Raw genomic sequence first — 13,743 nt, 5'->3', positions numbered from 1 at the left:
TTATAGGAGATAGGTCATACTCTATGCCAAGCTCCTTCGCGCATCGCGTGTGATATATGGTTCGACCTCCGTCCGGGGATGCGATCGACCGCACCTCCCGGCTCCATTGTTTGTGCTCAGCCTGCTTAATCCGTGCTTCCGCGCGACGCCGTAGCTCCTCATTTATCGCGTGATTTAGGCGCAGGGCTGCCCGCTGCTCATGGACATCTGCGTACTGACCAACTGCCGTGTCATCTCTGATAATTCCCTGCAACTCCTCGTCGGACAGATGGCTATAGTCCGAGGTTTTCCAGCTGTACGCAAACTCTTCGAAGCTCATGAGCGACGCCTTTCTGATTACTTGCGGAGTCAGCACTCGGCAGGCCCCATTTTGCTCGTGGTCACAGGTCGAGCGTCGGCTACAAACACGTCTCGGCGACCTGTCCTACCAGGCCTATCGTCATTCTTCCGGGCGCGTTACGCTCACGCCCTTACCACGCCACAGACCCGCGTCCGGAGAGGTCTCAATGTGGGTCTCAATCGCCACCGTTCGGAGCGGTTCACTAACGTCCACAGCCGTTGGCGATAGGGCTTAGAACGGCCTCCCGACCTTCCCCGAACGAGGAGTTGCGGTCTTGGAAAGCGTGTTGGGGGCAACCGCTCACGAGTTCGAATCTCGTATCCTCCGCCATCTCAAAGGGCCGGATCACTGCCGTGGTCCGGCCTTTTGCGTTCGCCCACCTCCCGCGGCCGTCGGGAGTTGCCTTCCGTTGTGCTGACTGCCATCTGACGTTCATGCGCGTCGCGCTGCGCCGGTCGTCCGTGGTTCTTAGCGTCCGTCTGTGTGCGCACCACTGGCCTGCCGCCGACCGCTGTCAGGTTCGAACTGCTGCTCTCCGGTTGGTGTTCGACTGCACCCGACGACGCGAAAGGCCCCGGAATGTCCGAAGCACCCAAGCAAACTCGAATCTCTCGCCGCAACGCGCTCGGCGTCTTCGGCGCGTCTGTGTCCGGCGCCGCCGCCGGGTCACTGATCCTCGGCGCCGGAAATGCCGAGGCGGTCCCGGCGAAGTCGGAGGTCACCGGGCTCACCACCGGCTCGACCACCACGCCCGTCCAGGGCCTGCACCTGACGTTCGGCGCCGACCCGCGCCACCAGATGGTCGTCTCGTGGGTCACCGACGCAGCCGTCAAGAAGCCGCGCGTCGTCTACGGCACGCTGAGTGGCGGCTTCGGCTCCACAGTGCACGCGACGACGAAGACCTACGTGGACGGTACGTCCGGGCGGACCGTCTGGGTCCATCACGCGCAGCTGGACAAGCTCCGGGCCGACACCGACTACCTGTACGCGGCGCAGCACGACGGCGCCACCCCCGACGCCGGCACCTTTCACACGGCGCCGTCCGGCAGGGCTCCGTTCACCTTCACCAGTTTCGGCGACCAGGGTTCGCCCAGTGTGACGTGGAAGACCGGAGCGAACCCGGCCGACGCCTCGGGCCGGGACTTCGAGCCCAACGCCACACCCGCCGCTGCCGACATCGTCACCGGCATCGAGAAGGTCGGCCCGCTGTTCCACCTCCTCAACGGTGACCTCTGCTACGCCAACACCGGCCCCGACCGCGTCCGCGTCTGGCACGACTTCCTCGCTAACAACAGCCGCTCGGCGCGATTCCGTCCGTGGATGCCGGCCGCGGGTAACCATGAGATCGAGTCGGGCAACGGCAAGCTCGGTCTCGACGCGTACCAGACGTACTTCGAGCTGCCCTCGACCGAGAACCAGCCCGAGCTCGACAACCTCTGGTACACCTTCACGGTCGGCTCGGTGAAGGTGATAGTCCTGCAGAACGACGACATCGCCCTGCAGGAGGGCGGCGACATCTACATCAACGGCTACTCCGGCGGCCGGCAGCTCGCCTGGCTGGAGCGGGAGCTCAAGTCAGGCCGGGCGTCGAGGGACATCGACTGGATCGTCGTCTGCATGCACCAGGTGATGATCAGCTCTGCGACCGCCGCGAACGGCCCCGACGTCGCACTGCGCGCGGCGTACGGACCGCTGTTCGACAAGTACGGCGTCGACCTGGTGGTCTGCGGCCACGAGCACGACTACGAGCGCTCGTTGGCGGTGCGCGGCGTCGTCGCCGGCAGCGTCACTCTCACGCCGAACCCGAGTCAGACCGCACTCGACGTGATCGACAGCGCGCACGGCACCACGCACATGGTCCTCGGCGGTGGCGGCGTCTCCGGCATCACCAACAACAGCTTCACCACCGACGACGCCGACGGTCACGGTCATCACTCGGCACTGGTCCAGATGGAGCACCTCGGGAAGTTCAACTCGCGCAAAGAGACGGAGGCCGCGGTCTGGATCGGCGTCCGCGACGCGGAGCATCCGTACGGCTTCGCCGAGTTCAGCGTCGACCCGGGCCGTCACCCCGGTGACATGACCCGCATCTACGTCACCTACTACAACATCATCACACCCACCGGCGAGCTGTCGGTCTTCGAGAAGTTCACGCTCCAACGCCGCCGCAGCGACGGCCGTCACTGACATGAGCTGAGGGTCGGTCGCGGAAGCGATCGGCCCTCAGTTGCGTAGTTCGGTGTTGAGGCGGGCGGCCTGGCGGGTCAGGTGGGTGCGTTCGGGGAGGTTGGGGGCTGCTCGGGCGGCTTCGGCGTACAGGCGGGCTGCGGTGGCTGGGTCGCCGGCTCGCTCGTGGAGGTAGGCCGAGGCGGCGGTGTAGCGGGGTAGGGCGGGGTCTAGGGCTGACAGAGCGGTCAGGCCGGCTTGGGGGCCGTCGGCCTCGCCTACGGCCACGGCTCGGTTGAGGCGGGCGACCGGGCTGTCGGTGAGGCGGACCAGTTCGTCGTACCACTCGACGATCTGGATCCAGTCGGTCTCCTCCGCGGTCTGGGCGTCGGCGTGGAGGGCGGCGATGGCGGCCTGGGCCTGGAACTCGCCCAGGCGGTCGCGGGCGAGAGCTGTCTGGAGTACGTCGACGCCCTCGGCGATCAGCTTGGTGTCCCAGAGGCTGCGGTCCTGCTCAGCGAGCGGTACGAGTGTGCCGTCGGCGCGGGTCCGTGCCGGGCGCCTGGCGTGGTGGAGCAGCATGAGTGCGAGGAGGCCGGCGACCTCCTCGTGGTTCGTCCGGGCCGCCAGCTGCCGGGTGAGTCGGATTGCCTCGGCGGCGAGGTCGACGTCGCCGGAGTACCCCTCGTTGAAGACCAGATAGAGCACGCGTACGACGGTGGCGACGTCGCCGGGCTGGTTGAACCGGATGCTCGAGACGGTCCGCTTGGCGCGGCTGATCCGCTGAGCCATCGTTGCCTCAGGCACCAAGTACGCCTGCGCGATCTGCCGCGTGGTCAGGCCGCCGACCGCGCGCAGGGTCAGCGCGACCGACGACGCCGGGGTCAAGGACGGGTGCGCACACAGGAAGTACAGCTGCAGCGTGTCGTCGAACGCGTCGCCCGGGCCGGGTGTCGGCTCGGCCTCGACACGCTCCTCGCGGTTCCGCCGGGAGTTCTCGGCGCGGGTGGCGTCGAGGAACTTGCGCCAGGCAACGGTCACCAGCCAGCCCTTGGGGTCCCGCGGCGGGTCGTCCGGCCACGCGCGTACGGCCTCGACCAGGGCGTCCTGTACGGCGTCCTCGGCCGGCGCGAAGGCGGCACCGCGCCGTACGAGGACGCCGATCACCGCGGGTACGAGGTCCCGCAGCAGTTGCTCGTTCACTCGGTGACCGTGGGCGGCTCGCCCCAGAACGGCCGGACCTCCAGCCACTCGTGCAGCGGCTTGCCACCAGGCCCGGGGGCCGCCGAGAGCTCGCTCGCAAGTTGTACGGCGCGGTCCCACGACTCCACGTCGATGACGTACCACCCCGCGATCAGGTCCTTGGTCTCGGCGAACGGTCCGTCGGTCACGGGCGGCTGCCCCTCACCGCCGTACCGCACGAACGCGCCCTCGGGCGTCAACGCCTGCATGTCGACGAACTCGCCCGTCTCCTCCAGCCGTGCGCCGAATTCGCTCATGAACTGGATGTGTGCGCTGACCTCCTCCGGCGTCCACTTGTCCATCGGCCCGGCGTCCACGACGGGGGTCGGACCGCCCTGGTAGTGCTTCAGCAGCAGGTACTTAGCCATCAGATTCTCCCTGTCTCAGTCGAGCTGTTCGGCGAGGCCGATGATGACGCCCCCGAGGGCGCGGACGTAGCAGAGCTTGTAGCTGTCGCCGTACTGCACGACCTCGGCGACGAGTTCGCCGCCGTGCTTGCGCAGGCGGGGCAGCAGTTCGTCGATGTTCTCGACGCGGTACATCACGCGATGCATGCCCAAGATGTGGTACGGCGCGTTCTCCGGTACGGCGGGACTCGCCACCGGCGTCAGGTACTGCGACAACTCGAGCCGCCCATGCCCGTCCGGGACCCGCATCATCGCGATCTCACAGCGGATCCCCTCGATCCCGACGGTCTTGTCCGCCCACGGCCCCTCGACCTGCGTCCTCCCCTCCACCTCCAACCCGAGCTCGGTGAAGAAGGCGACGGCAGCATCCATGTCCTCCACGACAATGCCGACGTTGTCCATCTGAATCATGACGGTGTCTCTCCTAGCTCTCGCGGCCTCTTACACCCCCGGGACGGAGCCACCCCCGCGTTCTCGACATGCTCGCCCAAGGAAATTTGAAACTACTGTTCGTCACGGCTGCCTGGGGAGACGAGGCCGGTTTCGTAGGCGAGGACTACGGCTTGGGCTCGGTCGCGGAGGGTTAGTTTGGCGAAGATGCGGGCTACGTGGGTTTTGACGGTTGCCTCGCTGAGGGCGAGTTCTGTGGCCAGTTCGGCGTTGGAGAGGCCTTGGCCCATCAGGGTGAGGACCTCCAGTTCGCGTGGGGTCAGGCTGGTCAGGTCGCGGTGGATGGCGGGTTGGGAGACGGCTGGGACGGCGAAGCGTTCTACCAGGCGGCGGGTGATGGACGGGGACAGGAGGGCGTCGCCGGTAGTGACCAGGCGTACGGCGGCCGCCAGGTGCTCGGGCGTCACGTCCTTGAGCAGGAAGCCGCTGGCGCCGGCGGCCAGGGCGGCGTACACGTAGCGGTCGAGGTCGAAGGTCGTGAGGATCAGGACGCGGCAGTCGGTCTGGCCTGCCAGGATCCGGCGGGTGGCCTCCAAGCCGTCCATGACGGGCATGCGGATGTCCATCAGCACGACGTCCGGCTGCAGGCGTCGTACGGCGTCAACCGCCTCGGCCCCGTCCGCTGCCTCGCCGACGACCTCGATCCCGCGGGCCTTGAGGATCATCTGGAAGCCGGTCCGCACCAGCGCCTGGTCGTCTGCGATCACCACTCGAGTCATGGACGCTCCAGCGGCAGCTTCGCGCGGACCCGGAATCCGCCGCCCAGACGACGGCGCGCATCCAGGTCGCCGCCGTACACAGCCACCCGCTGCTTGAGCCCGAGCAGACCGCGTCCGTCGCCGCCGAGCGCAGGCGGACGACCGCCGGTCAGGATGCTCGGGCCGCTGTTGAGAATCTCCACCCGCAGAGCATGAGGCGCGTACCGGACTGTCACCTCAGCCTTGACGCCGTCGCCGTGCTTGAGCGCGTTAGTCAGCGCCTCCTGGATGATTCGGTACGCCGTCACGTCGAGCCCGGTCGGGAGCGGACGAGGATCACCCGAGACCCGCACCTCCACGGGCAGCCCAGCAAAAGCGATCCGGTCGATCAGCTCACTCAGGCGGCTCAGAGTCGGTTGCGGCGACAGGGCCTCGTCGTCCTCACCTGACGCCTTCGGGGCGAGCAGTCCGAGCAGATGGCGCAGTTCCGCCATAGTGTCGCGACCTGCGGCCTCTACTGCGAGCAAAGCTGCCTCCGCCTGCTCCGGCTCGGCTGCCAGGACCTGTCGCGCCGCACCGGTCTGGATGACCATCACGCTGACGTTGTGGCTCACGATGTCGTGCAGGTCGTGCGCTATCCGCGCCCGCTCCGCATCGACTGCGTTCCGGGCGGCTGTCTCCCGTTCGCGCTCCAGCAGCCAGCCGCGTTCCTCCAGCGCCCGGGTGTGGGCACGCCGCGCCCGAACGAGCGCGAACGCGAGCAGCCCGGCCAGCACAGCCAGTACCGCGACGAGCAGCCACAGGGTGATCACACCGTCCACTGTCCCAAAGCTGTTCACCAAAGCGCATCATCCGCCCGGCGCACGCCGTACATCTGCAGGATGACGGCCCGCGGAGATTACGTCGGCAGGGTGACGTCAGCGGCGGCGGACCGGCCCTAGCGTGAGCAGCATGACGGAGGACCTAGGCAACGAACAGACGGTCGTGCGGCTCACCGACGTACGCAAGGAGTACGGCGAATCGGTCGCACTCGACGGAGTGTCGCTGGAGATCAACGCCGGCGAGGCAGTCGCGGTCATGGGACCGTCCGGCAGCGGCAAGTCGACACTGCTCAGCATGGTGGCCGGACTGGACCGGCCGACCTCGGGAGCCGTCGTAGTGCACGGCGACGACCTGGGCTCGCTGAACGAGAAGGGGCTGGCACTGTTCCGCCGCCGCCGGATCGGGATGATCTTTCAGTTCTTCAACCTGCTGGACGACCTGTCTGCTCTCGACAACGTCGCACTGGCTGCACAGCTCACAGGTACGTCGGCCCCGCACGCACGGAAGCGCGCACTCGAACTCTTCGAGGAGCTGGGCATCGGCGACCGCCGCAACACATACCCGGCACAGCTGAGCGGCGGTGAGCGCCAGCGCGTCGCGGTAGCTCGCGCACTGATGAACCGTCCGGCGATCCTGCTCGCCGACGAACCCACTGGTGCGCTGGACACCCGTGCCGGCGAGCAGGTGATGGACCTCCTGCTGGACCTCAACCAGATCGGCCAGACGCTGTTGCTGGTGACGCATGACCAGCAGCTCGCGACGCGGTGCGCCAGCCGGGTCATCGACTTCGTCGACGGACAGATCGCTGGCGAGCGCAGTCTGGAGCGTACGTCGTGAGCGCCGTCTGGCCGGTGTCTCGCGCCGCGGTACGCCGGCGTCGTGTGCAGACCGTGGTGATCGGTGTCGTCGTACTGCTGTCCACCACGATGATCGTGGTCGCACTGGGGTTGCTGGCCGCTTCGAGCGGTCCGTTCGACCAGGCGTACTCGCGGCAGAGCGGTGCACACCTGGCTGCGTCGTACGATCCGAGCAAGGTCAGCGACAGTCAGCTGACCAAGGCGGCGTCGGCTGCCAAGGCGTACGCCGGTCCGTTCGCGATGGCCACGCTGGACCTGGGTTCCAACGGGCAGTTCGGCGCACCGCAGTCACTGGTGACGGTCGGACGCGCCGACCCGGGCGGACCGGTCGACCGCCTCAACGTATGGAAGGGGCGCTGGGCGGACAAGCCTGGTGAGATCGTCCTCAACCTGAACCCCACTGCGTCCGAGGGGCGCGGAGCACCGACTGTGGGATCGACCATGGGCGTGGCAGGTCAGACGCTGACGATCGTCGGTTTCGCGTACAGCGTGAGTCAGTCGGCGGACGCCTGGGTCACGCCGGCGCAGATGACTTCGCTCAAGCCGACAGCGACGCAGATGCTGTACCGCTTCGCCCAGGCGGCGACCAACGAGCAGGTGTCTGCTGGTCAGACCGCAGTGACGTCCGGACTGCCGTCGGGCGCGTTGGTGGGCACACAGTCGTACCTCGGGCTGCGAGCACTCGCCACCGGTGAGCCGAACACATTCGTGCCGTTCTTGATGGTGTTCGGCTGGCTGGGGCTGGCGGTAGCGGTACTGATCGTGGCCAACGTGGTCAGCGGTGCTGTGGTCGCCGGGTTCAAGCACATCGGCGTACTGAAGGCACTGGGGTTCACACCGACGCAGGTCATGGCGGTCTACCTGACCATGATCTCCATCCCGGCGATCATCGGGTGCGCAGGCGGCACCGTACTGGGCACTGTGCTCGCAGAGTCCTTGCTGACAAGGGCTTTCGAGAACTACGGCGCAGATGGCACCGCTATGCCGATCTGGGTGGACGTGGTGGTCGTGATCGGCGTGCCGGTGCTGGTGGCGCTGTCTGCGCTGTTGCCTTCGCTGCGTGCGCGGAGTTTGTCGGCGGCTGAGGCGATCAGCGCGGGCAGTGCGCCGCGGGCCGGACGTGGGCTGCGGGTGCAGCGCTGGCTGAGCGGTACTCGATTGCCGCGGTCGGTGTCTCTTGGGCTGGGGCTTCCGTTCGCACGGCCTGCCCGTACGGCGTTGACGCTGGCAGCCGTCGTACTCGGGGTGACCAGCGTGACGCTGGCGGTGGGGCTGGGGAAGTCACTGACGGAGTACCAGACTGCGGCGAGTCGGGTGAATGCCGTGGACGTCTCGTTCTTCGCGCCTGCGCTGGACGGCGGGCCGGCGGTCAACGATCCGGATGCGCCACCAGCACCCAAGCTGGGCGATGCGGCGGACGAGGCGCTGATTCGGTCGACCGCGGGCACGACGTCGGTGACGGCGAGTGCGAATGTGCCGATGCGGCTGGCTGGAACCAGTACTGACCTGCAGGTGTCGTTCTATCGCGGTGACTTCACCGAACTCGGCTATCGGATGCTGGACGGGCGCTGGTTCGACGGTCCGGGGCAGGTGGTCGTCTCTGAGCGGTTCCTGCGGCAGCGTGGTCTGGCTGTCGGCGACACCATCACACTGCAGGCGCAGGGGAAGACGGTCCGGGCTCAGATCGTCGGGAAGGCGATGTACAACTCCGGTGACGAGGTGCTGTCGAACTGGCAGACGCTCGCGCTGGTCGCGCCGACACTGCGCGCCTCACTGTACGAGGTCAACGTCAAGCCCGGGACGGACCTGGATGCGTTCGTACAGGCCGTGCAGAAGGGCGATCCGGGTCTGCAGGAGACGTCGGGGCAGGAGTCGGGCGCGTTCGTACCGATCGCGGTGGCGACCGTCACACTCCTGACTCTGATGCTGGGGACGGTGGCCGCGCTGGGCGTCTTCAACACCGTCATCCTCAACACCCGCGAACGCCGCCGCGACCTGGGCATGCTCAAGTCGATCGGCATGACGCCTTCGCAGGTCACCGTCATGGTCGTGACCTCGATGGCTGCGCTGGGAGCCGTCGGCGGCGTGCTGGGTATCCCATTGGGCATCCTCGCGCACCGCCTCGTCGTACCGGCGATGGCCAACGGGGCTCAGGTCGAGCTCCCGGACTTCATGCTGCACGTCTACCCCTGGTCGCTCCTGGTACTGCTGGTCCTCGCCGGGGTGCTGATCTCCTCCGCCGGCGCCTATTTCCCTGCGCGGTCAGCGGCCCATACGACGATCGCGAAGGTCCTGCACAACGAATGAAAACTGTCGGGACGCCTTGATAGGAAGGCGTTCATGGGCGACAGACCGCGAGTGGTGGTATCAGTGACGGCCTCGGTCGACGGACGCGTAACCGTCGGCCGGGACCGTCTCCTGCTGACCGAGGAGGCCGGGCAGCTGTGGCGATCGTTGTGGCCGGAGGGGTTCACGACGGTGGATGGTGCGCGTACTGCGTTACTGGAGTCCCTCTACGCGCCGACGGCGATCCTCGAGGGCAGCGGGACGTTCGTCACCGTGGACAGCGGCCCGCTGGAGTTGCCCGAGGCAACCAGCTCGTACGACGACTTCCTGCCGGACGACGTGGTGAACAACCCGGGGCATCGCAAGTGGTTCACAGTTGTGGATGGTCGCGGGCGGGTCCTGTGGACGGAGAAGGGCGGGGAGGGGATCGATCTGTTGGTCATCACGTCCCGCTCCACGCCGATGGCGTACCTCGCGTATCTGCGGCGGAAGAACATCCCGTACCTGGTCGCCGGCGAGGAGCGGGTGGATCTGGAGCTCGCGCTACGGCGGATGAGCGATCGGCTCGGTGTGACGTGTGTCGTGTCCGAGGCTGGTGGCGGGCTGAACGGCGCGTTGCTGCGGGCCGATCTGGTCGACGAGCTTCACCTGATTCTGTTCCCGGCCGCGATCGGAGGCGCGGGGGTGCCAACAGTGTTCGATGGCCCTGAGTTGGAGCCTGGTGCACTCCCGACGCAGCTGCGGCTGTTGTCCAGCAGCACCACGACCGACGGCGTGGTGAGCCTTCGCTACGAGGTGGCCCGATGATGACGGCGGAGCGAGTGCTCAAGGTCCTGGATGCCTTGGCCGGCTTGGATGTGTGGGTGGACGGCGGCTGGGGCGTGGACGCGTTGGTCGGCCGGCAGACCCGGACGCACGGCGATCTGGATCTAGGCGTGGCCCGGCCGGAGTTGGATCGGGTGGTGGAGGTATTGGGTGGCCTCGGCTACGACATCACGGACGCGCGGTACGTGGAGGTCACCGTGCAACTGACTCATGCGGACGGGCATCGAGTGGATCTACATCCGAGCACACCGATGCCGGGCGGAGGCACCGAACAACTCGACTTCGACGGAAACACCTACCTCATCCCACCCGCCGTCGACGGCTGGATCGGCGGGCAACAGGTGCGATGCATGCCGGTCAGCGCGCAGCGGCGGTCGCATGAGGGGTACGAGTTGAGACCGCAGGATGTGCACGATATGCGGTTGCTGGATGGGATTGACTTGGAGCATGGACGAGGTGGTGGCTAGTAATCAGGCGGTGTGGGAGCAGGCGTCGACCAAGCATGTTCGGGAGTATGACGAGCTGCTCGAGGAGGCGCGGGGAGATGGGCTGCTGCTGACGCGTGAGCTTGAGTTGCTGGCGCCGGTGCTCGCGGCAGAACCGGTTGTTGTGCATTTGCAGAGTGGGCATGGGTTGGATGACATCGGGCTCATCAAAGCGGGCGCGCAACGGGTTGTCGGGATCGACTACAGCTCGGTGGCTGCGGGTGCGGCGCAGCGGCGGGCTCGGGAGTTGGGCATGGCGTGTCACTACTTGGTGGCCGAGGTGCCCGGCGTACCGGTGGCGGATGCCTGTGCGGATCTCGTCTACACCGGCAAGGGTGCGTTGATCTGGATGCGGGACCTCGACGCGTGGGCGCGGGACATCGCGCGAGTACTGCGGCCCGGCGGCCACCTGTTCGTGTACGAAGCGCACCCGGCAGTCCCCTTGTGGACCTGGGACGAGGACGAGCCTCGGATCCGGCCGGACCGTAGTTACTTCGCCGAGTCGCACGTCAACGACACGTTCCCCGGCAACGGCGCCCGTGAATGGCAATGGAACCTCGGCCAGATCGTCACCGCGATCACCGCGGCCGGCCTGCATCTCGAAACCCTCGAGGAGTACGCCGAACCCTTCTGGCGACCACAGGACAACACGAACGCCGCCGCCTGGTCCGGCCGCCTCCCGAACTCCTACGCGTTGCTAGCCCGCCGCTGACCCCGGATCACCAAGTACTCAGCCGGCAGCACCAAACGACCAGATCCAGAAGTGTTGTTCCGCTCGAAGAGCTCGACCAAGTCATCGCGAAGCGCAGGCCACTCAGGGCCGAGCGCCTCGCGAGCAAGCACCACCGGCCCGAACTGCGTCCCGTAGCAATCCACCGCCTCGACGACCGACGGGTGGCGGATCATCCCAAGCTCACGACTGAACGACAGCTCGATCCCCTCGAACAGCGCCCGCACTGCATCCTCGGATCCCCAGGCCAGCGGCGTATCGACGTACTCCGGGGCCGGCGGCAGATACCCACCGACCACGCGGAAGAACTCCCCGATCGTTCCTTCCGGCGTCCACGCGCACACGCCCAGCTGGCCGCCCGGTCGCAGTACGCGAGCCATCTCCCCCGCGACGACCTGATGCCGCGGCGCAAACATGCAGCCGAAGCTCGACAGCACCACATCGAAGCTCTCGTCCGGGAACGGTAACTCCTCGGCATCGCCTTCGACCCAATCGATCCCAAGCCCCGCCCCGCGCTCGCGAGCCTTCGCCAACATGGCCGGCGTGAGATCGAGCCCCGTGACCCGAGCACCGGCCCTCGCCGCCGGAAGAGCCGCATTCCCCGTCCCACACCCCACGTCCAGCACGTCTTCACCAGACTGCACCGCCAACGCGTCCACCAGCCGTTGACCGACCTCGTACAGCCCCTCCTCGCGCATCATCGCGTCATAGTCTCCGGTGGCCCACGTCGTCCGGACAGACTCCTTGTACTCCGCCAACCTCTCCATGCCATCCACAATCGACCAAACGAAACCCGAGCGCGTCACCCGAACAGGCCATCCCGCTAGAGCAAACCCAGCCCCGCGGCGCGCGAGACCGCCGCCGCCCGGGTCGAGCAGTCCAGCCGGGTGAAGATGTTCGCCACATGCCGATGCACCGTGTGCTCGCTGATCACCAGTTGCCCGGCGATCTCCCGATCCCCGAGTCCGTCGGCGATCAACCGCAGTACGTCGACCTGACGCGCACTCAGCACAGGCGGGCCGACCAGCCCGAGCGCCACCAGCAACTCGACCTGATCCTGGCGCGGCACGGGGATTGACGGGAGCGCAGTACGAGCCTCGCGGCGGGCGGCATCGGTCCGGCCGAGCGCCAACAGGCTGCGGGCAAACTCCAACCGGGCGTGCGCGGCTTCGAACGGAGCCAGTCCCTCATAGAGATCAACCGCCTCCTCAAGACACGCGCACGCCTCCTCATGCTCGCCGCGAGCCGCAGCGCAGATTCCCTCCGCGAACCGCGCCGCCGCCCGAAGCGGCCGCGTCCGTAGCAAGTCCGCGATCGCGCAAAACTCAGCCAGATGAAGCTCAGCCGTCTCGCCCAACGCCACGTCGGCCCGAACCAGCAACTCGAGCGGCCAAGCCCGACTGACCGAACCAGCCGGGATCCGCCGCAACATCCGCTCCAGTACGTCGCGCGCAGCGGCCGCATCGCCCCGATCAAGACTCAGCTCCGCCAGCCCCCGCTTAGCCAGCGGATGCGACGGAACCTCGTTGAACAAGGCCTCCGCCTGCCCGACCTGCCCTTGCCGCCGGCGCAGCTCCCCAAGTCGCACGACGGCCTCAGCCCGCCAGTACGGGCGCTTCAAAGTGAGATCGTCATGCGCCTTGGTCAGCTCCCGCTCGGCCTCGATCCAGTCGCCGTGCCACCCGAGAATCGCCGCGTAGTGCGCCCGGCACACCCCGGTGACGAACCGTGCCTCCATCCGGCGGCTGAACTCTTGCACCTGCCGGCACCACTGCGCCCCTCGCTCGTAGTCCCGGATCTCCTCGCACGCCGAGATCAACCGGCAACACGTCCACGCCGCCGGCGCCAGGTTCTCGTACTCCCCTGCCAGCGCGGCCGCCGTCGCCTCGTCCAGACACCGCATCCCCTGCTCGACCGCGCCCTCCTCCACCAGCGCAAGGCCTTCGGTCGCCAGACTGAACATCTCCAGATCGACCGCCCGATGCCGACGCCCGAGTTCCTGAGCCTGTACGGCGAGCTCGCGCGCCCGGCCCGTGTCGTGCTGACCGAGGGCAGCATGTGCCTCGAACACCCGGAGCCACCCGAACTCCGGGCAAGGCTCCAGCTCCTCGAGCAGCCGAGCCGCCCGGTTGAACCAGCCCTCGGCGACCGCCCCAGCACCACGGAACTCGTTGTGATCGTCCCCGAGCCACAACGCCATCCTGGCCGCGGCGCGCGCGTCATCAGCCTTCCGATACAACCGATATGCCCGCTCCCGCGCTTCCAGACAGGCCGGAACGTCCTCCAGCCACCACGTCGCCCAGCTCAGTCCTTCGAGCGCCTCGGGCGAGGTCTCAGTCTCGAGTGCCCGCTCGAATTGGCCGCGAGCGGCCGACCAGGCTCCGCGTGTCAACGCAGCCCGGCCGGCCGCCAGGAAGTCCTCGGTCATGTTCCGA

At 67.4% G+C, this 13,743-nt stretch carries 13 protein-coding genes; 6 read left to right on the top strand and 7 right to left on the bottom strand.

Features of this window, described 5'->3' with window-relative positions:
* Nucleotides 1-823: 823 nt before the first annotated feature.
* On the top strand, nt 824-2,527 hold the full coding sequence (locus FDA38_RS00260) for a purple acid phosphatase family protein (RefSeq protein ID WP_233714434.1): 1,704 nt from the start codon (nt 824-826) through the stop codon (nt 2,525-2,527).
* 36 nt (nt 2,528-2,563) lie between these two features.
* Here the strand turns inward: FDA38_RS00260 and FDA38_RS00255 are convergent, their stop codons facing one another.
* The 5 genes from FDA38_RS00255 to FDA38_RS00235 form a co-directional block, all read right to left on the bottom strand.
* Nucleotides 2,564-3,709: an RNA polymerase sigma factor gene (locus tag FDA38_RS00255; RefSeq protein ID WP_137252062.1), complete on the bottom strand. Its 1,146-nt coding sequence runs from the start codon at nt 3,707-3,709 to the stop codon at nt 2,564-2,566.
* The gene (locus FDA38_RS00250; protein ID WP_137252061.1) at nt 3,706-4,116 is read right to left on the bottom strand and encodes a YciI family protein; all 411 of its coding nucleotides are present in this window, start codon (nt 4,114-4,116) and stop codon (nt 3,706-3,708) included. Before FDA38_RS00250 ends, FDA38_RS00255 begins: the two co-directional genes overlap by 4 nt.
* Nucleotides 4,117-4,131: 15 nt before the next feature.
* Nucleotides 4,132-4,566, bottom strand: coding sequence for a VOC family protein (locus FDA38_RS00245; protein WP_202877508.1), 435 nt, complete (start codon nt 4,564-4,566; stop codon nt 4,132-4,134).
* A 92-nt stretch (nt 4,567-4,658) separates the two neighbouring features.
* Nucleotides 4,659-5,324 carry a response regulator gene (locus FDA38_RS00240; protein WP_137252060.1) on the bottom strand — a complete coding sequence of 222 codons (666 nt, stop codon included), beginning with the start codon at nt 5,322-5,324 and terminating at the stop codon, nt 4,659-4,661.
* Complete coding sequence (locus FDA38_RS00235) at nt 5,321-6,115, bottom strand: sensor histidine kinase (protein WP_233714433.1); 795 nt, start codon at nt 6,113-6,115, stop codon at nt 5,321-5,323. Before FDA38_RS00235 ends, FDA38_RS00240 begins: the two co-directional genes overlap by 4 nt.
* A 139-nt stretch (nt 6,116-6,254) precedes the next feature.
* Between FDA38_RS00235 and FDA38_RS00230 the strand changes: the two genes are divergently transcribed.
* From FDA38_RS00230 to FDA38_RS00210, 5 genes are read left to right on the top strand one after another with little or no spacing between them, the layout of a single operon-like run.
* Nucleotides 6,255-6,962 carry an ABC transporter ATP-binding protein gene (locus tag FDA38_RS00230; RefSeq protein ID WP_137252059.1) on the top strand — a complete coding sequence of 236 codons (708 nt, stop codon included), beginning with the start codon at nt 6,255-6,257 and terminating at the stop codon, nt 6,960-6,962.
* On the top strand, nt 6,959-9,289 hold the full coding sequence (locus tag FDA38_RS00225; protein ID WP_137252058.1) for an ABC transporter permease: 2,331 nt from the start codon (nt 6,959-6,961) through the stop codon (nt 9,287-9,289). The genes FDA38_RS00230 and FDA38_RS00225 overlap by 4 nt, the downstream gene beginning before the upstream one ends.
* Nucleotides 9,290-9,322: 33 nt before the next feature.
* Complete coding sequence (locus tag FDA38_RS00220) at nt 9,323-10,075, top strand: RibD family protein (RefSeq protein WP_137252057.1); 753 nt, start codon at nt 9,323-9,325, stop codon at nt 10,073-10,075.
* Nucleotides 10,075-10,560 (top strand): nucleotidyltransferase domain-containing protein, encoded by a 486-nt coding sequence (locus FDA38_RS00215; protein ID WP_170989531.1) that lies wholly within the window; start codon nt 10,075-10,077, stop codon nt 10,558-10,560. Before FDA38_RS00220 ends, FDA38_RS00215 begins: the two co-directional genes overlap by 1 nt.
* Nucleotides 10,541-11,290 carry a class I SAM-dependent methyltransferase gene (locus tag FDA38_RS00210; RefSeq protein WP_137252055.1) on the top strand — a complete coding sequence of 250 codons (750 nt, stop codon included), beginning with the start codon at nt 10,541-10,543 and terminating at the stop codon, nt 11,288-11,290. The genes FDA38_RS00215 and FDA38_RS00210 overlap by 20 nt, the downstream gene beginning before the upstream one ends.
* Here FDA38_RS00210 and FDA38_RS00205 read toward each other — a convergent pair.
* Together FDA38_RS00205 and FDA38_RS00200 are read right to left on the bottom strand one after the other, a co-directional pair.
* Entirely contained in the window at nt 11,266-12,075 is an 810-nt protein-coding gene (locus FDA38_RS00205; protein ID WP_137252054.1) for a class I SAM-dependent methyltransferase, read from the bottom strand. The two genes, FDA38_RS00210 and FDA38_RS00205, sit on opposite strands and share 25 nt — an antisense overlap.
* A 56-nt stretch (nt 12,076-12,131) precedes the next feature.
* A complete protein-coding gene (locus FDA38_RS00200) occupies nt 12,132-13,736 on the bottom strand; it encodes a helix-turn-helix transcriptional regulator (protein WP_137252053.1) in 1,605 nt (534 codons plus the stop codon).
* Between the last annotated feature and the right edge of the window lie 7 nt (nt 13,737-13,743).

The sequence above is a fragment of the Kribbella jiaozuonensis genome, assembly GCF_005233875.1.
In the GTDB taxonomy this organism is placed as follows: domain Bacteria; phylum Actinomycetota; class Actinomycetes; order Propionibacteriales; family Kribbellaceae; genus Kribbella; species Kribbella jiaozuonensis.
Note: the sequence above shows the minus strand (reverse complement) of the source record. Positions and strands in the feature narration are given on the sequence as shown.